Origin of the sequence: Actinoalloteichus caeruleus, from assembly GCF_049311605.1 — a bacterium.
In the GTDB taxonomy this organism is placed as follows: domain Bacteria; phylum Actinomycetota; class Actinomycetes; order Mycobacteriales; family Pseudonocardiaceae; genus Actinoalloteichus_B; species Actinoalloteichus_B caeruleus.
In genome coordinates this window covers 511,136-534,078 of record NZ_CP186005.1, presented here as the reverse complement: position 1 = coordinate 534,078, position 22,943 = coordinate 511,136, and the positions used below count along the sequence as shown (strand labels likewise).

At 72.3% G+C, this 22,943-nt stretch carries 21 protein-coding genes; 13 read left to right on the top strand and 8 right to left on the bottom strand.

Features of this window, described 5'->3' with window-relative positions:
• Window positions 1–449: 449 nt before the first annotated feature.
• Window positions 450–1,139, top strand: coding sequence for a DUF4232 domain-containing protein (locus ACOJVX_RS02410; protein ID WP_030104292.1), 690 nt, complete (start codon window positions 450–452; stop codon window positions 1,137–1,139).
• A gap of 300 nt (window positions 1,140–1,439) precedes the next feature.
• Window positions 1,440–2,450, top strand: a complete 1,011-nt coding sequence (locus tag ACOJVX_RS02405) for a hypothetical protein (RefSeq protein WP_422647205.1) — start codon at window positions 1,440–1,442, stop codon at window positions 2,448–2,450.
• Window positions 2,451–2,504: 54 nt separating this feature from the next.
• Here the strand turns inward: ACOJVX_RS02405 and ACOJVX_RS02400 are convergent, their stop codons facing one another.
• Window positions 2,505–4,265 (bottom strand): M14 family zinc carboxypeptidase, encoded by a 1,761-nt coding sequence (locus ACOJVX_RS02400; RefSeq protein WP_051313360.1) that lies wholly within the window; start codon window positions 4,263–4,265, stop codon window positions 2,505–2,507.
• 514 nt (window positions 4,266–4,779) lie between these two features.
• On the opposite strand from ACOJVX_RS02400, the gene ACOJVX_RS02395 reads away from it, so the two are divergent.
• The 6 genes from ACOJVX_RS02395 (at window position 4,780) to ACOJVX_RS02370 (ending at window position 10,629) form a co-directional block, all read left to right on the top strand.
• Window positions 4,780–5,040, top strand: a complete 261-nt coding sequence (locus tag ACOJVX_RS02395) for a hypothetical protein (protein WP_026066086.1) — start codon at window positions 4,780–4,782, stop codon at window positions 5,038–5,040.
• A 31-nt stretch (window positions 5,041–5,071) separates the two neighbouring features.
• Entirely contained in the window at window positions 5,072–5,323 is a 252-nt protein-coding gene (locus ACOJVX_RS02390) for a hypothetical protein (RefSeq protein ID WP_030104295.1), read from the top strand.
• 121 nt (window positions 5,324–5,444) lie between these two features.
• Window positions 5,445–8,303, top strand: a complete 2,859-nt coding sequence (locus tag ACOJVX_RS02385) for an FtsK/SpoIIIE domain-containing protein (protein ID WP_418155438.1) — start codon at window positions 5,445–5,447, stop codon at window positions 8,301–8,303.
• The gene (locus ACOJVX_RS02380; protein ID WP_035291309.1) at window positions 8,300–8,677 is read left to right on the top strand and encodes a hypothetical protein; all 378 of its coding nucleotides are present in this window, start codon (window positions 8,300–8,302) and stop codon (window positions 8,675–8,677) included. The genes ACOJVX_RS02385 and ACOJVX_RS02380 overlap by 4 nt, the downstream gene beginning before the upstream one ends.
• Before the next feature lie 56 nt (window positions 8,678–8,733).
• Complete coding sequence (locus tag ACOJVX_RS02375) at window positions 8,734–9,585, top strand: GNAT family N-acetyltransferase (protein ID WP_155886024.1); 852 nt, start codon at window positions 8,734–8,736, stop codon at window positions 9,583–9,585.
• A 12-nt stretch (window positions 9,586–9,597) separates the two neighbouring features.
• Window positions 9,598–10,629 carry an NADP-dependent oxidoreductase gene (locus ACOJVX_RS02370; RefSeq protein ID WP_051313365.1) on the top strand — a complete coding sequence of 344 codons (1,032 nt, stop codon included), beginning with the start codon at window positions 9,598–9,600 and terminating at the stop codon, window positions 10,627–10,629.
• A gap of 91 nt (window positions 10,630–10,720) precedes the next feature.
• Here ACOJVX_RS02370 and ACOJVX_RS02365 read toward each other — a convergent pair whose 3' ends face one another.
• Both ACOJVX_RS02365 and ACOJVX_RS02360 read right to left on the bottom strand, forming a co-directional pair.
• Entirely contained in the window at window positions 10,721–11,551 is an 831-nt protein-coding gene (locus ACOJVX_RS02365) for an ergot alkaloid biosynthesis protein (RefSeq protein WP_030104299.1), read from the bottom strand.
• The gene (locus ACOJVX_RS02360; protein WP_081893352.1) at window positions 11,548–11,961 is read right to left on the bottom strand and encodes a nuclear transport factor 2 family protein; all 414 of its coding nucleotides are present in this window, start codon (window positions 11,959–11,961) and stop codon (window positions 11,548–11,550) included. The genes ACOJVX_RS02365 and ACOJVX_RS02360 overlap by 4 nt, the downstream gene beginning before the upstream one ends.
• Before the next feature lie 97 nt (window positions 11,962–12,058).
• On the opposite strand from ACOJVX_RS02360, the gene ACOJVX_RS02355 reads away from it, so the two are divergent.
• The 5 genes from ACOJVX_RS02355 to ACOJVX_RS02335 all read left to right on the top strand — a co-directional run bounded on the left by ACOJVX_RS02355 (window position 12,059) and on the right by ACOJVX_RS02335 (window position 16,049).
• Window positions 12,059–12,706: a TetR/AcrR family transcriptional regulator gene (locus ACOJVX_RS02355; RefSeq protein ID WP_418155434.1), complete on the top strand. Its 648-nt coding sequence runs from the start codon at window positions 12,059–12,061 to the stop codon at window positions 12,704–12,706.
• 170 nt (window positions 12,707–12,876) lie between these two features.
• Window positions 12,877–13,152 (top strand): helix-turn-helix transcriptional regulator, encoded by a 276-nt coding sequence (locus ACOJVX_RS02350; RefSeq protein WP_026417480.1) that lies wholly within the window; start codon window positions 12,877–12,879, stop codon window positions 13,150–13,152.
• Window positions 13,149–13,805, top strand: coding sequence for a hypothetical protein (locus tag ACOJVX_RS02345; protein WP_030104302.1), 657 nt, complete (start codon window positions 13,149–13,151; stop codon window positions 13,803–13,805). The genes ACOJVX_RS02350 and ACOJVX_RS02345 overlap by 4 nt, the downstream gene beginning before the upstream one ends.
• 127 nt (window positions 13,806–13,932) lie before the next feature.
• Window positions 13,933–14,844 carry an ABC transporter ATP-binding protein gene (locus tag ACOJVX_RS02340; protein WP_103055789.1) on the top strand — a complete coding sequence of 304 codons (912 nt, stop codon included), beginning with the start codon at window positions 13,933–13,935 and terminating at the stop codon, window positions 14,842–14,844.
• The gene (locus tag ACOJVX_RS02335; RefSeq protein WP_030104304.1) at window positions 14,841–16,049 is read left to right on the top strand and encodes an ABC transporter permease; all 1,209 of its coding nucleotides are present in this window, start codon (window positions 14,841–14,843) and stop codon (window positions 16,047–16,049) included. Before ACOJVX_RS02340 ends, ACOJVX_RS02335 begins: the two co-directional genes overlap by 4 nt.
• Before the next feature lie 434 nt (window positions 16,050–16,483).
• Here the strand turns inward: ACOJVX_RS02335 and ACOJVX_RS02330 are convergent, their stop codons facing one another.
• The 5 genes from ACOJVX_RS02330 to ACOJVX_RS02310 all read right to left on the bottom strand — a co-directional run bounded on the left by ACOJVX_RS02330 (window position 16,484) and on the right by ACOJVX_RS02310 (window position 22,774).
• On the bottom strand, window positions 16,484–17,788 hold the full coding sequence (locus ACOJVX_RS02330; protein ID WP_030104305.1) for a citrate synthase: 1,305 nt from the start codon (window positions 17,786–17,788) through the stop codon (window positions 16,484–16,486).
• 926 nt (window positions 17,789–18,714) lie between these two features.
• The gene (locus ACOJVX_RS02325; protein WP_026417485.1) at window positions 18,715–19,704 is read right to left on the bottom strand and encodes a carbohydrate kinase family protein; all 990 of its coding nucleotides are present in this window, start codon (window positions 19,702–19,704) and stop codon (window positions 18,715–18,717) included.
• A 1-nt stretch (window position 19,705) separates the two neighbouring features.
• Window positions 19,706–20,920 (bottom strand): amidohydrolase, encoded by a 1,215-nt coding sequence (locus ACOJVX_RS02320; protein WP_026417486.1) that lies wholly within the window; start codon window positions 20,918–20,920, stop codon window positions 19,706–19,708.
• Window positions 20,921–20,968: 48 nt separating this feature from the next.
• Window positions 20,969–21,880: an aldose 1-epimerase family protein gene (locus ACOJVX_RS02315; protein ID WP_026417487.1), complete on the bottom strand. Its 912-nt coding sequence runs from the start codon at window positions 21,878–21,880 to the stop codon at window positions 20,969–20,971.
• A 141-nt stretch (window positions 21,881–22,021) separates the two neighbouring features.
• Window positions 22,022–22,774, bottom strand: a complete 753-nt coding sequence (locus ACOJVX_RS02310; RefSeq protein WP_418155430.1) for an APC family permease — start codon at window positions 22,772–22,774, stop codon at window positions 22,022–22,024.
• Window positions 22,775–22,943: the final 169 nt, after the last annotated feature.

The following is a 22,943-nucleotide window of genomic DNA, read 5'->3' as shown; positions in this document are numbered from 1 at the left end:
GACCCGCTGGTGCACCCACGCCGTTCCACGATGGACGGTGCTGCCCCGGAGGAGCCTCGTGCCACGCGGCGACCCGCTGCCCGGACCGCATGCGTGCGAGTCGGCCAGGGCGGGGCCGTCGGGCCACGGGTGCCGTGTTGAGTCGATGTTCACCGGTCCGTGGGGAGGGACCGCGCCGATGGCCCCGCGAGCGCGGCCGCTGGCCCCGGCTCGACACCACGTGTGTCCGACCGTGCCCCGGCAGTGGCCGGGTCGGTCACCGCCGTGGGCTCGCTCGCCCCGGACCGTGATCACCGCGCGCGGCCGGGTCCCCGGTGACCGTCCACCAACTCTGCGAGCGAGCCGTGGAAGGGCAACCATGTGGGCGTCTGCGCCGTCCTTCTCGTACAGGCACGGAACACTCGTCGCGTCGCGGCCCAGCAGACGACCGCGGCCGGGAGGTGATCTCCATGAGACCGTTCAGGAGCTCGCTCGTCAGGGTGGCACTCCCACTGGCCGCGGTGCTCGGCTTCGCCGCCGCCTGCGGAGGGGCGCCCACCGACGGCGAGAACGACCAGGCCCAACCTCCACCCACGACGACGACCACGTCGGATCCGACCCGGTCCGAGTCCCCGGGGCCCAGTTCCACCCAGAGCGAGGCGGCGCCGTCCGAATCGGACCTGCCCGGGGGGCCACCGCCCAGCCCGGAACGCTCGGACGCGACGGAGTCCTCGGTGGCCGAGGAGCGGTGCCACACCAGCGAGCTCAAGGGCGAGGTGCGACCGCTCAACGCCGCGGCGGGCAACCGCTACGCCGACCTCGTGCTGACCAACACGAGTGGTCGCACGTGCAGCGTCTACGGCTACGGCGGCCTGGAGTTGGTGGACGAGAACGGCCGGGCCATCGCCACGGACCTGCGCCGCACCAACGACCCCGGCCCCCAGCTGGTCCAGCTCGGGCCGAACGCGAGCGCCGCGAAGAAGCTGCACTGGACCGTCGTCCCGGGCGAGGGCGAGCCCGAGGAGGAACCGTGCGGTCCCGAGCCGGTGAGCATCAACGTCATCCCACCGGACGAGACCGATCCGCTCACCGCGTCCTGGACGCTGGGGCCGGTCTGTGACGGTGGCCGCATCGAGGGCAGCGCCTACTTCTCGATGTGAACCGGACCGCGCGTCGACGGCGCGGTGACCACCCAGGGGCGTCCGGCGGTGCCGTCGGGCGCCCCTTCCGCCGCCTGCCGCCGGACCGGCGGCGGCGGTTCCCCCAGGGGCCGCCCCGGCGGCGGGCGGGACCCCGGAGTCGGCAGGTGACAACACCTCGGTCGACGTGGTTGGGTGTCCACACCGGCCAGGTACCGAGGGTAGCCGCGCTCCGCCACCAGGGTGAGGGGCTGACCCCCGGTCCGCTCCGGTCGGTCCGGGTCCCGTTGCCGCGCGTACTAGTGGAGAATCCTGACTGCGATGGTGGAGGAGCAGCTTGAGTTACTCGTCACCGTGGTGGTCGCCGCTGGGAGCGACCGGCACGCGAGAGACGCCTGCGACGACCTGATCGCCCTCTCCGAGGGCGACGTGGTCGGCTCGTGGGACTGCTCGCACGAGGAGCCGGGGTGTTGGGCCCTGACGATCAGCCGCAAGATCCCCGTCCACGACGGGGAGGAGGCCGGCGCCACCCTCGGCAGGGCGGTGCGCCGCCTGCTCCGGGCCCTCGGCCCGGGTTTCGCCGCCTCCAGGCTGAGCTGTGAGCCCCCGACGGCGTGGACGGTGGTGGACGACCCCGAGCTGATCGGTTCCCTCGTCCCGGGTGGCGAGCGCATCCTCGTCGAGGCCTGGCTCGGGGAGAGCATGTTGCCGGCGCTCGACCTGCGGGAGCCGGAGACCTCCGACCCGGTGGAACCACCCGCTCCCGCCCAGACGTCCGAGGACGCTCCCGCTCCGGTGTCCGACGGCCCGCTGCTCGCCCTCCAGGTCGACGTGCTGGCGGAACGGTCCGCCGGTGCCCAGTGGCAGGCCAGGGCCATCGCCGGGCGGCTGACGAGCAACCCCCGCATCACCGACACCGCCTCGCTGACCACGACCCGGTACCGGGTCCGGTTGGATCTCGGGCCGGCCGAGGGTGGTGTCGAGGAAGCCGTCCTCGACGCCGTGCGCAGGCTCGGGAAGTCGGGTTGGTCCGAGGTGGCTCGCACCGGTTCGGTGGCGGTGATGAGCTGGAGCACCACCAGCACGCCGCGCAACGGGATCGTCGGGTTGGAGGTGTCCGCCCGGCAGCAGGAACCGGGGCGGGTCGAGGGGCAGGAGGACGTCGGCTGGCGCGCGCCGGCCCCCGGCACCGAGACGGCGCTCACCGGCTGGGTCCAGGAGCCGGAGTCGGCCACGGTCACCGACCCCGCGCCGTCCCGCGCCGAGGAGCTGCGCACGGCGCACCGCTCCGCGCTGCCCCGGGAGGAACAGCACTGGTCCTGGTGGGGGTGAGCCGGGCGGGCGGCCGTCAGCCGCCCGCCCGGTGCCCGCGTCTCGGAGCGCGGATCAGGCGGGGTCCAACCAGGCCGCGGTGAACGGTCCCCAGTTGCCCTCCGCGTCCCGAGCCCTGACGTGGACCAACTGGCGGTCGGCACCCAGCCCGGTCGTGGCGAAGGTGCCCGCCAGCTCCACGGTCGGGCCCGAACCCACCACGCGGAGGGGCAGCGGTGTGCCGCCCTCCCAGGGGAGGCCGCCGACGTAGGCCTCGGCGGCCACCACGTCCTGCGCGGCGGGCCGGCCGACTCCGTTGGTGCCGTAGGCGTCGTCGTCGGCGGTGCCGAACACCGAGGCCCAGGGCCCGTTGGCCCGGACGACGCTCAGGTCGGAGACCGTCGGGCCGAGCGCGAGCGCGTACGGTGCCCTGGCGCTCTTCGCGGCGTACAGGAGGGCGTCCGCGTTCTCGCCCCACAGCTGGTCCTGGCAGGCGTAGGCGGGGTGGAAGCCGTTGCAGGTCCTGGCCGACCCGAGCTCGTAGGTGAAGGACGCGACGCCGAGCCGGTCGTAGGAGTAGTCGTCGGTGGCTCCGGAGACCCCGTAGAGCACCTCGGGCGGCCGGCCGGTCTCGTAACCGTTGTAGTGGCTCATCCGGAAGCCCAGGGACCGCAGGCCCTGGTCGTTGGGCGCCGGGCCGTCGACGGCGTTGCCCCACGGGAACAACACGTAGTCGCCGTAGGTGTGCAGGGTGATGAGCACACCCCGCGCGTCCGGGGGCGCGGAGCCGTCGGGTTCGGTGCGCTGGGCCGGGAACAACCGGTCGAAGAGGTCGGCCAGCTGGTGGGTCTCGGGTTCGGAGTTGGGGCCGGAGCCGTGGTAGGTCTGCCCGCAGGGGTTGGAGCTGGAGCCGCTTTCCGCCCACCGGGTGTCCCAGTTGCGGTTCAGGTCGATCCCGGCGTGGTTGCCCGACCACGAACCGCCGGTGCCGCAGGGGACGGTGCTGTCGGTGTCGTTGGTGTTCTTGCGTTGCCAGGCGGGGCTGGTGCTTCCGAGTCCCTGTTCCTCGATGCCCCGTTCCACCAGGGCGGTGCCGTCCGGGTTGGCGTTGGGCACCACCCAGATCTCGGTGCCCTCCAGCACGGAGGTGATCTCGGGGTCCCGCCCGTACCCGTCCACCAGTGACGTCACGAACCGCCACGCGATCTCGCTCGTGGTGACCTCCCGCGCGTGGATCTGGGCCATCAGGAGGAACCGGGGTTTCTCCGAATCGGGCTCAGGCACGCATCCCGATTCGGCGTCGGCCGTCACGCACAGCACCGGCAACTCGTGGCCGGCGCCGGCGTCCCGCTCCCGCTCCCACGACTCCCCGTAGGTCAGGTGCCGCACCAGCTCCGGGTACGCCTCGGCGACGTCCTCCGCGAACTGGTAGTGCCCCTCCACCGTCCGGTATCCGCCGTAGAACGTGGGGTACTCCTCGCCGGCCAGGCGGGCCGGCAGCGGGGTCGCAGTCTCGGCCATCGGGACCACCGAGGACACCGCCGGCTCCCGGCCCACCACCCGGGCGCCGTCGGCGGCGAGCTCGTCCACCGTCGCCTGGTCCCCCAGGACCACCAGGTGGTCACCCTCGCGGCCGACGAGGTCGTACCCGGCTCCGGACAACCGCTCGGCGAGCGCCTGCCGGTCCTCACCCACGGCGCTGACACGCACCAACTCCACCGGGTCGGGCTCGGCCGGGTTCGGCTCAGCGGTGGCCGGCACCAGGCCGGCCGACATGAGGGCCGAGGCGACCGCCACGGCGAGAGCGAGGTGGAAGGGACGCGGATGTCGTGCCATGTGCACCGTCCTCCAGGACCTGTGGTGGCGTGCCCGCGCCCGCCCGGTCCGCTCCGACACGTTCGGCCCGCCGGGTCCGGGCACCACCGCGAGTGGGCGGTCGTGACCGGATCACGCCGGTGTTCCCCATCGGATTCCGGCGGAGTCCGGTGACCAGGACCTCGCATTGTCGACACATCGGTTCGGGGGCGACAAGCCGCCGATCCGGGCATCTGCCGGATCGGGGCCCGTTCGGGCGAGGGCCGTGCGCCGGACCGGAGCAGCCCGGTTCCCGCGTGGCGCCGCGGGGACTTCCCCTCAGGCGGTCACCGTCCGAACGGGCCGCGTCCCGCCGACCCGGCCGTTCGGGTGAGGTCGTTGGCCGGGTGACCGGACGGGACTCCGGGAGGTGGTCGTCGGGCCGCCGCTGTCTGGCCCCGAATTTTGATCACCTACTAACCTCTGTGTGACGCGGCGACGAATTCGAGCCGGCACACTGGATGGTGGGACCCGGCGGCTGGGAGGCATCGGTCGGATGGCAGGTGTGGAGGAGGTCCGCGCGGGTATCGCGCAGGCCAACCAGGAGATCAACGAGGCGCTGACGATGCTGCGGCAGATCCAGGAGCGGGTGGACCGGGCGCAGGCCACGCTGACGAACGCGATGCAGGGAAGCATGCAGCCGGAGGTGCAGCAGTCGCAGGTGATGTTGTCCCAGGGTGTCGAGCTGGTGAACCAGGCCTACGGCCAGCTCTCCGCGTGTGTGACCACGACGGACGGGTACGCGGCGAGGCTGTGATCCTCCCGAGCCAGGAGAGGTGTGATCCGAGGTGTCCGCCATCGAGGAGCTGCGCGCCGCGCTGCTGACCGTCGTCGACGACGTGCGGGGCGCGTCGGCCGGGCTGCTCGACGTCCGCCAGCGCACGGACCGGGCGCTGGCCCTGCTCGGCGAGCTCAGTTCCGACCACCACGAGTCCCTGGTGCCGCCGGAGGCCCAACGGGCCGCCGAGGCGCTGGAACAGCTGTCCCTCCTGGTCGTCCAGGTCGAGACCTCGATGCAGAGCGTGTTGGCCAGACTGTGATGCTCACCGACGCCCACCCGAGGTCCCCCCGCCCGTGCGCGGTTCCACAGCGGGCGGTGGCCGGACCGCCGGCCGCCGGCCGTCCCCGTCGGCCGTCGTCCTGCCGGGACGGGGTCGCCAGGTGACCAGGCGAGGTGACCGCCGCCGGCGGATCGAGGACTCCTTCGACAGGTTCCGGCGGGCGGTGGCGAACTTCCTCGGGGTGGCGGCCAACCGCCAGTCGGCGGCGTCGCTCGACCACGCGCGGCTGATGTTCGAGTTGTGGCTCCGGGAGACCGGGGTGGACCGGCTCCCGACCGACGAGACGCTCGCCCGCTGCCTGCCGAACCGTTCGTTGCGCCCGGTCCTCGACCGCGCCGTCGCCGAACGCGACGAGGTGTTCCGACCGTGGACGACCCGGGGTCCGGAACGGTTGGCCGACCTGGTGCGGCGGACCGCGCCCGGGGCGGCCGGCGACGCTCCCCGCGACTGGTTGGGGCGTCCCGGCACCAGCGACGGCACCCTGGAGGGGGGCGGCACCCCCCAGTTGTGGCGGGTGGGGACGGCGAGGGTGGACGCGGTCCCCGACTCGGCGCCGTTCCCGGTCGCCGTGCCGCTGCTGGACGGGGCGCACCTGCACATCAGTTCGACGCCGAAGTCGAGGATCACGGCCGAGACGATGGTGGAGAGCCTGCTGTTGCGGGTCTTCAGCCACTTCCAGCCCGGACTGGTGCACCTGCACGTGTGGGATGTCGGTCAGCTCACCGGTTCGCTGCCAGGGCTGTACCCGCTGGCCAGGGCGGGGCTGCTCACGGTGCACGACCCGGCCCGGCCGCACGACCTGCTCGACGAGCTGGCCGAGCACATCCGCCGGATCCACACCAGCGTGCTCGTGGACGGGCGTCCCTCGCTCGGCGCGTTGAGCGAGGAGACCGGGCGGCGGAAGGAACCGTGGCGGGTCGCGGTGCTGTTCGGGAACCGTTCGGCGTTGCGGGAGGAGCAGCAGCAGAAGCTCCAGCGCATCGCGAGGAACGGGTTGTCGTGCGGGGTGGTGCTGATCCTGGTCGACCTGCCCGTCACGGTGAACAGCGCGGTGGAGTCGCTGCGGCTCGGCGATGACCAGACGGCGCGGTGCACGATGACCGGCGCCCACGTCACCGTCACCCCGGACCCGCCGCTGCCCAGGGAACTGGTTCCCCGGGCCTGTGGCGCGATCGCGGACGAGATGGTCGACCGCCGCAGCCGGGTCTCCACCTTCGCGGACCTCCTGCCCGGGGAGCGGTGGAGCTACCGGTCCAGCTCCGGGGTGCAGGCCCCGGTTGGTCACCACGACGGTGAGCCGGTCTACGTCTCGCTCGGTGACACCGCTCCGCACGCCCTCATCGGCGGGCCCAGCGGCTCCGGCAAGACCAACTTCCTGTACGCCCTGTTGGGCGGGCTGACCGCCCGCTACTCCCCGGACGAGCTGGAGCTGTACCTGCTCGACTTCAAGGAGGGGGTGTCGTTCGCCCAGTTCGCGCCGGGGCGCAAGGACCCGAGCTGGTTGCCGCACGCGCGACTGGTCGGGGTGAACGTCAACCAGGACCGCGAGTTCGGGCTGGCGCTGCTGCGCTTCCTCGCCGAGGAGATGCGCCGGCGGGCGAACCGGGCGAAGCTGCACGAGGTCACCAAGTTGGAGGAACTGCGGGCGGAGGACCCGGAGGGCAGGTGGCCCAGGATCGTCGCCGTGATCGACGAGTTCCAGTACCTGTTCGCCGACCGGGACGAGGTGACCCACGAGGCGGCGGCCCTGCTGGAGGACGTGGCGCGGCGGGGCCGTTCGCAGGGCATCCACCTCGTGCTGTCCAGTCAGGACGTGTCGGGCATCGAGGCGTTCTGGGGGAAACCGGCGATCTTCGAGCAGTTCATCATGCGGATCGCCCTGCCCAAGGCGAGGCGCGTGCTCACGGAGACGAACCTGGCGGCGATGGAGATCCCGCGCTGGCACGCGGTCATCAACCACGACTCGGGTGTCCCGTACGGCAACGAGGTGGCACGGGTTCCCGACTCCACGAGCCGGGGCACCTTCGACCGCCTCCAGGTCGAGATGTGGCGGTCCCGGACCGACTCGCGGGAACCGACCCTCTTCGACGGCAGCCGGGTGCCCAGGCTCCGGGACCTGCCCGACTTCCAGTCGTTGGGCCCGGACGCGTCCGCTTCCGGACGTGGCCCGGTCGCGTTGCTCGGGCAGGTGATCGACGTGGCGGGCAGTGCGGCGCGGCTCCCGTTGGAGCGGACGCCGGGCCGGAACCTGGCGGTGCTCGGTTCGGCGCGCGAGGACGCCTGCCGGGTGCTGTCCGCCGCCGCCCGGTCGCTGTCCGAGCAGTGGGCGGAGCAGGCCCGGTTCACCGTGCTGTGCTTCGTGGATGACGCGGAGCGGCAGGCGTCGGAGCTGGCGCGGTTCCTGACCGACCGTCACGGACCGGCGGTTCCGGGCGGTGGGGAGCCGATCACCGACCCGTCCCGGCTCCCCGAGGTGTTGGCCGAGGTGGCGGCCGGGGTCACCGGGAACGACAAGACGCCCGGCCCCCACTACCTGCTGCTCTTCGGGGCGGACGCGGCGCTGCCGAAGCTGGAGGAGCGGGGCACCGGGATGCGGACGGGCCTGGACGACCTGAAGGCGGTGCTCCGGCACGGCCCCGAAAGGGGGACCCACGTGCTCAGCTGGTGGCGCGCCACGTCCCGGCTGCGGAACGCGCTGCTCATGGGGGGCGGGTTGGACGACATCGGCGCCTTCGTCGCGCTCGACGTGCACGGCCAGGAGCTGAGCAGTCTCGCCGCCAACCAGGTGATCTCCTGGTCTCCCCGCCCGCAGCGGGGCCTGTTCTTCGACCGGGCCGCCGCGACCGGTCCCCAGGTGCTGATCCCCTGCGAAGTGGACCTCGACCCGGCCGGGGGCGACGCGGCCGGGCCCGTCGGGGCACCGAAGGAGAACGCCGGGATGGGAGGGCTGGTCCCGTGACCGAGCCGAGTTCGGCCGCCGACGCCTACCGGGAGATCTGCGGCCTGGTCACCGACTCGGTGGAGCGGCTGCGCGAGCGGGACGAGCAGCGGGCCCAGGAGCTGCGCGGCGAGCTGGTGGCCGCCGAGCGGCGGCGCGAGGAGGCCGCCGAACGGGAGCACGTGACCCGGTGGACGGCCCGGTTGCGGTGGGAAGCAGCGGTGGAGGTGCTTTGGGACCAGCGGTGGCTCCGGATGACCCCGCTGCCCCGCCCGGACCGGTCGACCCCGTACACCGACCTGGAGGCCTGCGGTCACGAGGTCGACGCCGCCTTCGAGGAACTGAGGTCGACGCTGCAGCGGCGCGGCCTGTTCCGCCGGCGCCAGCAGCCCTGAGGAGCCGTGGCGTGCGCCTCCGCCCGGTCAGGCCGCTGGCGGTGAGGTGCGTCGCGGTGCCTGGCCACCACCGCCGCCCCGGCGGGATGATGCCGGTCGTGCGTCCACTCCTCACGCCCGGCGAGGTGGCCGAGGCGACCGACGACCCGCTGCTCCGCTGGGCGTCCCAGGTGCTGACCCCCTCCTACCCCCGTTCCGGCGGGTCCGCGTGGCGGCTCGGTGGGGTCGTCGCCGTGGTCGCCCCTGGCCTGTTCCGCCGCGACCGGCTCGTGCTCGGTGGGACCGACCTCGACACCGCCTCGGCTCGAACCCTGTTCCGCCAGCTCGGGCAACGGGCGGGTCCGGCGTTCCGGCTGACGGCGTCCGAGGGCCTCGCCGAACTCCTGTTGGCCGCCGACGACCACCGGGGCCGGTTGGTGTCCTGGGGGTGGATGGACATCGCGGCTCCCCAGCCGGGGGCACCGGGCGCGGGTTCGGTGCGGTGGCTGTCGGCCGGGGAGCTGCCCGAGGCGGCGGAACTGCTCCGCCGGGCCAACCCGGATTCCTGGCTGTGGCCGGGCGATCCGGCCGCGACCCGGTGGGCGGGCCGGTGGGACGCCGGGGGCCGGCTCGTGGCCGTGGGCGCGGACTCCTGGCCCGCGCCGGGCGTGTCCCTGATCGCCGGGGTGGCGACCTGCCCGACGGCCAGGGGCCGGGGCTTGGGCGGCGCGGTCACCGGTTTCCTGCGGGACGCCCTGCTGCGGGAGGGGACGGCCGCGCTGATGGTCGACTCGACTAACACCACCGCGATCCGGGTATACGAGAGGCTCGGCTTCCGCTACCGCCGCCTGGCCAGCATCGAGCCAGCCCCCGTGCCGGCCGGCCCGGCCGGGCGAACGGGGACGTCATCGTCAACGGGTTCGTCATGAAGGAGTGGTTCCGTGTCCGCCGAACAGCACACCGTCCCCGAGTCGGCCCGGGAGGTCCGGTTGGCGTCCCGCCCGTCGGGCTGGCCCACGCCGGAGAACTTCGACCTCGCTGAGGCCCCGGTCCCCCGGCCTGGGCCCGGCGAGCTGCTGGTCCGCAACGTGGTCATGAGCGTCGACCCCTACATGCGGGGGCGGATGAACGCCGGCAGGTCCTACGTCTCCCCCTTCGAGCTGGGGAAGCCACTGGAGGGCGGGGCGGTGGGCCGGGTGGTGGAGTCCCAGGCGGAGGGGGTGTCCCCCGGCGACCTGGTGTCACACCAGCTGGGCTGGCGGGAGTGGGCGGTGGTGCCGGCCGACCGGGCACTGCCCGTTCCGGGCGGTCCGGAGGACCCGGCGCCGGGGACGTTCCTGGGCGTGTTGGGCATGACCGGGCTGACCGCGTACGTCGGCCTCGCGGAGATCGCCCAGCAGCGGGCCGGTGACGTGGTCTTCGTCTCGGGCGCGGCCGGGGCGGTGGGCTCGGTGGCGGGCCAGATCGCGGCGCTGCGGGGGGCGGCGAGGGTGGTGGGCAGCGCGGGTTCCCCCGAGAAGGTCCGCTACCTGACCGAGGAGCTGGGTTTCGACGCGGCCTTCGACTACAAGGACGGCCCGGTGTCCGAGCAGCTCGCGGAGGCCGCGCCGGACGGCATCGACGTGTACTTCGACAACGTGGGCGGCGACCACCTGGAGGCGGCGATCGGGGCGATGCGCACCGGGGGGCGCATCGCGATGTGCGGGGCCATCTCCGCCTACAACGAGACGGAGCCCCCGCCCGGCCCCCGCAACCTGGGTCTCATGGTCGGACGGCGGATCACCGCGCGGGGCTTCATCGTCGGTGATCACATCGACGTGCGGGAACGGTTCCTGGGGGAGGTCGGTGAGTGGGTGCGGACCGGCCGGCTGCGGCACCGGGAGACGACCATGTCCGGGCTGGAGCGGGCGCCGGAGGCGTTCCTGGCGATGCTGCGCGGCGAGAACATCGGGAAGATGCTCGTGGAGCTCTGAGTTCGGCCCCGCCTCCCCGCCGCCGACCGGGGCGGGCGCCGGAGGCAGGCGGCCGGGACGCCCAGGCGTCCCGGCCGCGCGGGCGTCAGGGTCAGGGGCCGTTGGGCCCCGAAGCGGCGGACACCACCTCCCGGAACGGCCGGGGTGGGCGCCCGGTGAGGTCCCGGACGACGGTGGTCGTCCGGTCCTCCGCGCCGTCCGCGATCGCCGCGTCCATCGCGGCGAGGACGGTGGCGAACTCCGACGGGACGCCGGCGTCCGCGAGTCTCCCGGCCAGTTCGATGACGCTGACGCGGCGGTGGCGCACCGGACGCGAGGTGACCTCGCTGAGGGTCGCGGCCACGTCGTCGTAGCTGAGGCACTCCGGCCCGGTGATGACGTGGTCGGTGTTGTGGGGCGTGGGGTCCAGTAGGGCGCTGACCGCCACCTCGGCGATGTCCTCGGCGGCGACGAAGGCGACCCGACCGTCGCCGGTGGCGCTGACGATCTCCCCGTGGTCCCTGGCCGAACGCGCGTGGGGGTGGTGGCCGGTGAAGTTCTCCATGAACCAGGACGGCCGGAGCACCGCCCACTCGGCGAACAGCTCCCCCAGGCGGGCGTGCGCCGCGCCCAGGCCCGGCCCGCCCGCCGGGATGGCGGACGAGCTGAGCAGCACCACCCGTCGGACGCCGCCCCTGGCCGCGAGTTCGAGGAACGGCCCCATGACCGGCATCGGGTCGGGGTCGCCGACGGGCGCGACGAGGTACACCGCGTCGGCTCCGCTGAGGGCGTTCCGGTGGGTGGAGGCGTCGTACCAGTCGAAGCGGACCCGATCCCCGGTCCCGTTCCTGCTGGCCACGCGGTTCGGACACCCGCGTTCCCGCAGTTCCCTGGCGACCAGGCGGCCCGTGGTGCCGGTGCCACCGATGACGAGGACGGTCACCGCTCGCCCCCCTCCCCGCCTTCGAGCTGGAAGGCGAGGGGGTTCCAGTAGTCGCGGTGGTGCTGGATGCGCCCGTTCCGGGTGGAGAGAACGGTGACGTACCGCGCCTGGTACGGCCGGCCGGTGGGCACGACGAGGCCGTTGGCGGTGAACTCCACGATGATGGTGCCCGGGTCGTCCGTCCGGTGCGTGATGGTGTCGGTGATCTCCCGGACGTCGAGCCGGTTGGGGTAATCGCGCAGGTACTCGTGGATCGCGGCCCGCCCTTCGAGCCGGCGTGGCGCTCCGGGTGGCGCGAAGGGCAGCTCGAGGACGGCGTCGTCGGCGTAGAGGTCGACGAAGCCGGCCATGTCGCCGGCGAGCAGGGAAGCGACGCCCCGGTGGAGGAGGTCGGCGGGATCGTCTGGCACGGGTGGCCCCTTCGTGGTCGCGTTCCGGACCAGTACGATCCGGACTGACAGTCCACTACGTTATCGGACCGACGGTCCGGTTGTAAGGGGGCACCCGGTGCGTGCCGATGCCGAACGGAACCGAGAAGCCGTCCTCCGGGCCGCCGGGCGGCTCTTCGACGCGACCGACGACCCGGAGCGGGTGTCGATGGACGACATCGCGGCCGAGGCCCGGGTGGGCAAGGGCACGCTCTTCCGCCGGTTCGGCGACCGGGCGGGCCTGATCCGGGCGCTCTACGAGGAGCGCACGGAGCGGCTGCGCACATCCCTGGCGCCAGATCCCGCGCGGAGCCCGCTGGAGAACGTCACACTCCTCATGACCGCCACCCTCCGTTTCAAGTCCGAGAACCGCGCCCTGGCGCGGGCCCTCGAGAACCAGGGAGGCGGGAGCCCGTACACCAACGCCGGCTACGACCACTGGCACCGTCAACTCGCGGAGCTGATCGCCGAGGCGCGTGGCCCCGAGGCCGCCGACTTCCTCGCCCACGCCCTCCTCGCGGCGGTGCGCAGCGACCTCGTCGCCCACCTCGACGACTGGCCGGCCGAGCGGGTACGAGCCGGAGTCGCGACCCTGGCCGCCTCGGTGATGGGTCAGCCCACGGGAACGGGGCCGGCGGGCATGGCAGCCGCGCCCGAACGCCTCGCCGCGGCGGACGCGGGGACGAGCACCGCACCGCCCGAGATCGCCGGCCCGGACGCGACATGACGTCGAGAACGAGCGATCACGACCAGCCCGCGCCCCCGGACACCATCACCGCCAGACGAGTGAAACGAAGGAACGAAACCCGGGTCACCTCTCCACCGGATTACTACTCCGAGTAGCGACTCTGCCGATCAAGTTGTCATCCTGTTGGGTTTTTGCAACACTCCCACCCCATGAGCCCAGTGCGGCGAGGAGCCAGTCGGCCCATCCACAACCGACTGGCCGTGCTCCGGGCGGAACGCAGGATGAGCAGGACGGAACTGGCGAAGGCGGTGGAGGTGAACCCGCAGACGGTAGGCGCGCTGGAACGCGGCGACCACTACCCGAGCCTGGACCTCGCGATGCGGATCTGCGAGGTCTTCGACCTCCCCGTGGAGGCGGTCTTCAGCCGCCAGCCGTTCGCTCCGCTGTCTCAGGCGGTCTACCGCCCGGTGAGGAGTGAGCGGTGAGGGGCATCGCCGGCAGGGCACGGGAGTGGAGCGAGTACAGCGCCGAGGCGCAACACCGGTGGCGGGAACGCCAGTCGTCCTGGTTCCCCTCGTTGCGCCAGCGGCGGCGCCGCCGCGCCGCGGTGCTGTGCCACGCCCTGCTGGCCGCGTCCCTGGTGGTGACCACGGCGTCGGTCGACTCGCTCGGCGACGCGTTCCTCCTCGTCTACCTGCCCGTCTACCTGCTGTGCGTGCTCAGCTGGTTCCTGCTGCGAGTGCTCACCAACACCATCGCGGAGTCGATGACGACCACCCTGGACGAGTGGGAGCGGACGCTCCGGGACCGCCTGACCCACGTCTCCTTCCAGTTGGTGATCCCCGCGAACCTCTGCGTCGCGGCGTACCTGGTCGTCACCGCGGACTCGCCGCGCTCGGCGGTGAGCGGGGCCGCGGTGCTCGCGGCCGTGACGTTCCTGTTGGCCTGCCTGCCCACGGTCCTGCTCGCCTGGATGCTGCCCGACGAGGACGCCGACATCGTCGACGTCCCTCCGGTGCCGCCGGCCGACGCTGGCCCGTCCCGCCCCGCTGAGCCCACGCCGCCGGGGGAGGCGGACGGCTGCCAGGGCGCCACCACCAGCACGCGCGAGGGACAGCCCGTGGGAATGGGCAACTGAGGGCGGGCGGCCGTCGAGGCGCTCCGCGTCCGGCCGCGACCGCCACCCCGGCCCCGCCCACGCGGGTGGAGCCGGCACACGGACCCGCCGGTGAACACGACCGGCCTAGCTGGGGAGAGGAATTGGTGTGACCCCATCGATGTTGGAGTTCGACCGGCTGACCAAGAGGTACGGGGAGCGCACCGCGCTGCGGGAACTGAGCTTCTCCGTCGCCGCGGGCGAGCTCTTCGGCTTCGTCGGCAGCAACGGCGCCGGCAAGACCACCACGATGCGCATCGCGCTGGGTGTGCTGGCCAGCGACTCGGGCGAGGTGCGGTGGAAGGGCGGGGCGGTCGACCTCGCCGTGCGCGCCCGCATCGGCTACATGCCGGAGGAGCGCGGCCTCTACCCGAAGATGAAGGTGGGCGAGCAGCTGGTCTACCTGGCGCAGATCCACGGCATGGGCGGCCGCGCGGCGCAGTCCGCGATGGAGGCCTGGACCGAACGGCTCGGCGTGGCCGAGCGCCGTGGTGACGAGGTGCAGAAGCTGAGCCTGGGCAACCAGCAGCGGGTCCAGCTGGCCGCCGCCCTGGTGCACGACCCCGAGGTCCTGATCCTGGACGAACCGTTCTCCGGTCTCGACCCGGTGGCGGTCGAGGTCATGAGCGGGGTCCTGCGCGAGAAGGCGGCCGAGGGCTGCCCGGTGGTCTTCTCCAGCCACCAGCTCGACCTCGTCGAACGGCTGTGCGACCGGGTGGGCATCATCCGGGGCGGCGAGATGGTCGCCTGCGACACCGTGGAGGCGCTGCGCAGCCAGGGCAACCGCCGGGTGCTGGTGGTGGCGCCCCGGGCGGGTGCGACCTGGGCCGAGGGCGTTCCGGGGGTCACCACCCTGGAGGCGGACGGCGGCCGGTTCCTCGTCGAGCTCGACGACTCCGCCGACGACCAGGCGCTGCTCCACGCCGCGCTGGCCACCGGCCCGGTCCACGAGTTCGCCACCCAGCAGCAGACCCTCACCGACCTGTTCCGCAACGTCGTCACCCAGGAGGTCGCAGCATGAGCGCCCCCACCCAGCAGCGGCAGGTGGGCGCGGCCCAGGGCACCTGGTTGGTGGCCCGCCGCGAGATCACCACCCGCGTGCGGTCGAAGGCCTTCATCTTCGGGACGCTCGCGATCATCCTCGCCATCGGCGGTTACATCGCGCTCATCTCCTTCCTGGGCAACGGCGAGAGCACCAGCCGGGTCGGGGTCACCTCGGACACCGCGGTGATCGGTGAACAGCTCACCGTCGCCGGGGACGCCCTCGGGCAGACCATCGAGGTGGAGGACGTCACCGACGCCGCCGCGGCCGAGCAGCGGGTCCGGGACGGCGACCTCGACGTCCTGCTCACGGGATCGCCGAGCGAGCCGGTGGCGGTGGTCGATGAGGAGCTGGACACCCAGCTCAACGGGGTCCTGACCGCCGTGGTGCAGCAGCAGGCGCTGAACGAGCGGATCAGCGAGGCCGGACTGGACCCCGTCGCCGTCCAGCAGGAGGTCGCAGGCACCACCGTCGAGGTGCGGGCGCTCGGCCAGGTCGACGAGGACCTGGGCCAGCGGCTGATGCTCGCCGTCGCCTCCGCCTTCCTCCTGTACATGGCGGTGATCCTGTACGGGTCGATGGTCACGATGGGCGTCATCGAGGAGAAGGCGAGCCGGGTCGTCGAGCTGCTGCTGTCGACCCTGCGGCCCTGGCAGCTCATGCTGGGCAAGGTCCTGGGCATCGGTACGGTCGGGCTGATCCAGGTCGCCGCGATCGGGATCGTCGGGGTGGTCGCGGGCGTCGCGCTGGACGCGTTCACCCTCCCCGGCGCGGCGGCGCTGACCATCCTCTCGACGGTGATGTGGTACCTGCTCGGGTTCCTCTCCTTCGCCGCGCTCTTCGCCACCGCGGGTTCGCTGGTGTCGCGGCAGGAGGACGCCAGCAGCGTCACCACGCCGATCACCCTGCTGGCGGTGCTGCCGTTCGTCATCGGTTTCCCCCGCCTGATGAACGACGCCAACGACACGGTGTCGGCGGTGTTGTCCTACGTCCCGCTGTTCTCGCCGACCCTGATGTCGACCAGGACCGCGCTGGGTGTGGCCGAGCCGTGGGAGATCGCACTGGCTGTCGCGCTGTCGATCGCCGCGACCGGTGTCTTCGTCTGGGTCGGTGGCCGGTTGTACAGCAACGCCGTGCTCCGCACGGGCAGCCGGGTCAAGCTCCGCGACGCACTGCGCGGCTGAACCCGGGAGGAACACCAGGGCGGCCCGGCCGGATCACTCCGGCCGGGCCGTCGTCGTTCCGGGTCGTCGGCCTCGGGGACGACGGGGGGACCGCGCTCGCTCCCACCGGGCGGGCCAACCCGGGACCGGACCACGAGTGGGGCGGGTGCTGGCCGGAGCGGACCGGCGACCGCGAGGTCGCGGGGGAGGTCGACCAGCCGGTGCGGGGGCACGTCCGCGCCCGGACGGCTCCGGTCGAGGGGTCGCGCCCTCGGGTCCGGCGTGGTGCCGCCGGCGAGGTCCGCCCCCGGCATCCGAGGACGACGGCGGCCCTCCGCCCGAGGTCGGGGCGGGGAGGGGCCTCGGCTCACCGGGTCGGGACGCGCGTGGGCCCCTCAGGAATCCCGACACCCTGAGGGGCCCACGGCGCGCCCGCCGGCGCTGGTGCGAGCGGCTCAGCGCTCGTCGATGGCCACGAACTCGCGTTCGGTGTAGCCGGTGTACAGCTGGCGCGGCCGGCCGATCTTGCGCACCGGGTCGTTGATCATCTCGCGCCACTGGGCGATCCAGCCGGGAAGCCGGCCGAGCGCGAACAGCACGGTGAACATCCGCGTCGGGAAGCCCATCGCCTTGTAGATCAGGCCCGTGTAGAAGTCGACGTTCGGGTACAGCTTCCGCTGCACGAAGTAGTCGTCGGAGAGGGCGCGCTCCTCGAGCTTCATCGCGATGTCCAGGAGCGGGTCGTTCACGCCCAGCTTGCCCAGGACCTCGTCGGCGGTGCGCTTGACGATGGCCGCCCTGGGGTCGTAGTTCTTGTAGACCCGGTGGCCGAAGCCCATCAGCTTGACCCCGGCCTCCTTGTTCTTGACCCGGTTCACGAAGGTGTCGACGTCGCCGCCGTCCTTGTGGATGCCCTCCAGCATCTCCAGCACGGCCTGGTTGGCGCCGCCGTGCAGCGGACCGAAGAGCGCGTTGATGCCGGCCGAGATGCTGGCGAACAGGTTGGCCTCGGAGGAGCCGACCAGGCGGACCGTCGAGGTGGAGCAGTTCTGCTCGTGGTCGGCGTGCAGCACGAAGAGCAGGTCCAGCGCCTTCACCAGCGCCGGGTCGACGTCGTAGGGCTCCGCCGGCAGGCCGAAGGTCATGCGGAGGAAGTTCTCCACCAGGCCGTGGGAGTTGTCCGGGTAGAGGAACGGCTGGCCGACCGACTTCTTGTACGCGTACGCGGCGATGGTCGGCAGCTTGGCCAGGAGGCGGATCGTGGAGATCTCGACCTGCTCGGGGTCGAGCGGGTTCAGGCTGTCCTGGTAGAAGGTCGACAGCGCGGACACCGCCGAGGACAGCACCGGCATCGGGTGCGCGTCCCGGGGGAAGCCGTCGAAGAACCGTTTCAGGTCCTCGTGCAGCAGGGTGTGCCGCTGGACCTTCTCGGTGAATTCGTCGAGTTCGGTCTTCGTGGGCAGCTCACCGTAGATGAGGAGGTAGCTGACCTCGAGGAAGTTCGACCGCTCGGCGAGCTGCTCGATCGAGTAACCACGGTACCGGAGAATTCCGGCGTCACCGTCGATGTAGGTGATGGCGGAGGAGCAGGCCGCGGTATTCACGAAGCCCGGATCCAGCGTCACCAGCCCCGTGTCCGCGAGCAGCTTCTTCACATCAACACCCGGTGCGCCTTCGGCCGGGGAGATCAACGCCATCTCGTGGTCGCTGCCCTGGTGGCGCAGCGCAACGGAACGATGGGCATTCGCGTCGGCGGGCATGCGAGTCCCTCTCACACTCGGACGAGACGACGCGCAGGCGAGTGGGATCGCCACCTCCGGCCGCAGGGGCCCGGCCGGGCTGGCCACCGGTCGCACGTCAGCACCGCCTCGTCGGGGTCCTGTCGTTGCTCACGCTAGTCGCCGAATTCCCCCTCGCCTACCCGTGGTGTTCACCAGAAGGCCCAGGTGGGACCACCGTCACATGCCGTGGCCGAGCGGGGTGTGATCTGCCGCGCACCAGGGCGGGGAACGCGCTCCCCCGGGCGTCCCGGAGGGGCGGCCGCACCCCGACGGGCACCCTCAGGATGGCGCTCCCCGAGAACGAGAGGGGCATCACACTCCGCACCCGAACGCGCACCCACGGCGTCCAGCCCACTCGTGTGGGTGACGGTGTCGCTCAAGCAGAGCAACTAGAGACGTTCCCCCACTTCTCCGCCTATCTGATGACGGCGCCACGGACGAGTGAGGACCATAAAACGCTCCGCATGCAGCCCGAGTCGACTACGGACAGTCGTGGTGTCATTCGTTCGACACGACGGGCCGCGCAATCCTTCCCACGCCGGATCACCCTTCGTGCAGGGCAGTCACGAAACGTGACGATCATGCTGCCGTTTCGGGTGACGACAACAACGGATCAACGAGATAGCTTTCCTTCTGCGGCCGCAACGTGAAAAAGAATCGGAATCGGAATCACTCCAGGTTAGGTGAAACGCTGTGATCATCATTGACTCTCTGATCAACCTGCTGGTCAACCTCGAAATCGACATTCTCTGATCCAGCGGTGAACGAGGCCGGGAGATCGCGAACCGTTTCCTCAGCCCGAGGAATTCGGCCGTGACGATCTCCCGGCGCTCGCGGGGACCTCGTCGACCTGTCCCGGAACTCCTTGTGCCCGGACACCGCCGGACCACCAGGTCAGGCAGGTGTCAGGAGTTCAACCTCCACCCGGCGAGGTCCCCGGACCGGGGTGGCTGCGCTCCCGGACGGGAGCAGGTGATCGCCGCCGCCTGGGCGGCGAAACCCAGCGCGCCCTCCCAGGCCTCCCGCCCCGCCGCGCGGAGCCGGTCGGGCGAGAGCAACTCCCGGTCCTCCAGCCAGGCCAACAACGCGGCGCAGACCGTGTCGCCCGCTCCGATGGTGTCGACCACCTCGACGGGGACCCCCGGCACGCGGACGACCTCGTCATCCCCCGTGAGGGCGAGCAGCCCGTCCCCGCCCAGGGTGAGGACCACGGCGGCGGGCCCCGCGCCCCGCCACTCCCGGGCGGCGGCCACCACCGCGGGCAACCCCTCCTCGGGGTCCTCGCCGAGCTCCACCCCGGCGAGCCAGGCGGCGTCCTCCACCGACAGCTTCAGCAGTCCGACGTCCGGCAGCCACCCGAGGAAGCGGCGCCGGTACGCGGCCGCGTCCTCGATCATCTCGGCCCTGATGTTCGGGTCGAGGGCCACGAGCGTTCCCCTGGCCGACTCCCGGCGCAACAGGTCCTCGTACCGGCTCGCACCGGGTTCGAGGACCATGCCCAGCGTGCCGAGGCACACCGCCCGAACCTCGGCCGGGAGCGGACCCGGGTCGGCGACCACCCGGTCGGCCGTGCCCTCCACGTAGAACGTGTACCGGGCCGAACCGTCCGCACCCAACCCCACCACCGCCAGCGTCGTGGGCTCCTGCCCCCGCTGGAGCAGCGACAGGTCCACTCCCGACGAGTCGAGCCGGTCGACCAACGCGCGCCCGAAGGCGTCCTCGGACACCCTCGACAGGAACGCGACCCTGGTGTCCAGCAACGCCAGCGCGATGGCCACGTTGTACGGACCGCCGCCCAACCGAGGGGACAGGTCCGCCAACTCCGTGGTCCCGGACGGCTCGGGACGCGCGGCCGGCACCAGGTCGACCAGTGCCTCACCTCCGACGACGATCACGTCACGCCTCGCGGTAGTAGGGGTCGACGACCACGTGCTCGCCCCGGGTCTCGTCGAAACGGGCGACCTCCCGCCCGTTGACGAACGTCCGCAGCGCCCGGTTCATGATGTCCAGCGGATCACCGGACCACAGCACCACGTCCCCGTCGAGACCGGGGCGCAGCGAGCCGACCCTGTCGTCCAGTCCCATGATGCTGGCCGGGTTCACCGTCAGGGAACGGAGCGCCTCGGCCGGGTCGAGCCCCTCCTTCACCGACAGCGCGGCCTGGTAGACGAGGAACTCGATCGGCACCACCGGGTGGTCGGTCATGATCGCGATTCGCACGCCAGCCCTGGCGAGGATGCCGGGGTTGCGCAGGCCCCGGTTGCGCACCTCGACCTTCGACCGGCTGGTGAACAGCGGGCCGATGATCACCGGGATGTCCCGCTCCGCCAGCAGGTCGGCGATGAGGTGCCCCTCGGTGCCGTGGTTGACCACCAGCCGGTACCCGAACTCGTCGGCCAACCGGATCGCGGTGGCGATGTCGTCGGCGCGGTGCGTGTGCTGGCACCACGGGATCTCCCGGTCGAGCACCCGCACCAGGATCTCCGACGTCGCGTCCCGCTCGAAGGGGTCCCCCTTCTCCAGGGCCGCCGCCCGCTTCTCGCGGTAGTCCTGCGCCTTCAGGAAGGCGTCCCGGATGACGGCGGCCACGCCGAGACGGGTGGAGGGGAGGCGCTTCTGCTCCCCGTAGACCCGCTTGGGGTTCTCCCCGAGCGCGCTCTTCACGCTGACGGGATTCCGCACCAGCATCTCGTCGACGGTGCGGCCCCAGTTCTTCACGGCGACGGTCTGCCCGCCGATCGGGTTGCCCGAGCCCGGCTTGATGACCGAGGTGGTCACGCCCCCGGCCAGCGCGTCCCGGAACCCCTGCTCCGCCGGGTTGATCCCGTCGATCGCCCGCAGCCGGCCACCGTTGGGATCGGTCATCTCGTTGGTGTCGTTGCCGGCCCAGCCCTCGCCCTCCTCGTGCACGCCGAGGTGAGCGTGCGACTCCACGAAACCGGGGAGCACCCACTGGCCCGAGGCGTCCACGATGGACACCCCGGCGGGCACCTCGACCGACGAGTCCGGACCGACGGCCGTGATCCTGCCGTCCTGGATGAGAACGGTGCCGCCGCTGATCGGTTCCCCGTCAACCGGCACCACGTATCCGCCACGAATCGCCACATTCATGGTTAGCAACGCTAACGGAACCGGTCCCGGCCGCCGTCAGGCCCCGGCCTACACCGGCCGCATCCCCCAGGACCCGGTCCAGCGCTCTCCCGGGGCGACCGTGAGCAGGTCCGTACCGGAGTTGAGCGCGTCGGGCGGACTGGTCACCGGCTCGATCGCCACCGCGAGGCCCCGCCCGGGGTAGTCATCAGGGGTGAAGACCTGCACCCACCCGAACACCGGCTCCGCCCAGATGTCCACGCCGGTACCGTCCTGCGCCAGCACCTGGTGATGCACCAGTCCGTCCGATCCGGGCCGGCAACCGCCGAAGGCGGTGTCGAGACGCGTCGCCCCCAGCGGGCGCGGGACCCGGAAGTCGTGGTCGGTGCCGGCCACCGGGACCGGCGACCCGGTGGGCAACAGGCGATCGTCCACCGGCAGCCGCGTCTCGGCGGCGAGCCGGATCACGCAGTCCTCGGTGCGGGCATGCCCGGCGCGGGGGAACGGGTGGGCTCCGACGCCGAAGGGCGTCGGGCGGTCCCCGAGGTTCTCGACGCCGTAGGTGACGGTCAAGCCGTCGTCGGAGAGCGCGTAGGCGAGGGTCGCGGCCAGGGCGACGGGCCAGCCCGGCTGCGGGTTGACCGTGGTCGCGAAGAGGATCGACGAGGCGGTCCGCTCCCGGACCTCCCAGGACACGGTCCTGGTCAGGCCGTGGATGGCGTTGTTCCTCCTGGGTTCGGTGAGCGCGAGCTGCTGCGGTTCCCCGTCCAGGACCCACCGGCCGTCCGCCACCCGGTTCGCCCACGGCACCAGCTGCGTCCCCGATCCGTAGGGAGGCAGGACATCCTCGGGGTAGGTCTCGACCAGCGGCCTGCCGTCCACTTCGAACACCCGGATCGCGGCGCCGACCTCGGTGAGGACGCAGCGACTGGAACCGTGCGCGATCTCGAACTGGGTTCCGGTGACCGGACGAATGCTCATGGCGGGAGTCAACCACCGCCCGCCGTCCCACTGTCAACCGTCCTGGCCGGCACCCGCCGAGTTGTCGGACGCATTCCCCCGCCGCCCTGACCCACCACCGGCCGGCGCACCGGACCGCCCGTCACGACGGATCAGCCGGTCTCACTCCGGTCCTCCCTCCGAAGGGGAGGGCTCCGGGGGACGCGCCACCGACCGGCCACCCCGGGCGGCACGGCCGAGGACGAACCGGTTCAGCGCCCACAGCCCGACGCCGACCGCCAGCAGCACGGCGGCCACCACGTACTCCTCCACCGGTCGTCCGGTGAGCGGGCTGGCGAGGTACAGGCAGGTGGCCGCGCCGAGCACCGGCAGCGCCGTCGGGGCCCGGAAGTGGGGGTGCGCCACCGGTTCCCGGCGCAGCACCAGAACCGCGACGTTGACCACGGTGAACACCACCAGCAACATCAGCGAGGTGGTGCCACCGAGCAGGGCGATGTCCACGGTGCTCACCAGCACCACGGCCACCGCCGTCGTGACGACGATCGCGACCCACGGGGTGCGCCGCCGTGGGTGCACCAGGCCGAACCGACCGGGGATGATCCGCTCCCGAGCCATCCCGTAGAGCAGTCGACTCGCCATCAGCATGTTCATCAACGCCGAGTTCGTCACCGCGCAGATCGCGATGGCCGAGAAGACGATCAACGGGAACGCCGGGGCCCCCGCCCGCACCACCTCCAGCAGCGGTCCCGTGGACCCGGCGAGCACGTCCGTCGGGACCAGCAGGGACGTGGTGAGGGCGACGGCCAGGTACACCAGTCCCGTGATCCCCAACCCCCAGAACAGCCCCCGGGGGAACACCCTGGCCGGGTCCCTCGCCTCCTCCGCGAGGGGCAGTTGTTGCGAACACGTAACCACCCTCGTCCGGGGCCGCCGGGCCTTCTGACGGTCATGGGCAGGCAGGCTGCGCGGCAGGCCCTCGCGGCGGTACCGGCCCTACCTGTCGCGCCGATCCCCTGGTGCCCGCGCTGGCTCGGTCTCTGGATGTGCCGAGAGCGGGCGGAGCACGACCGGCTGCGGAAGCTTG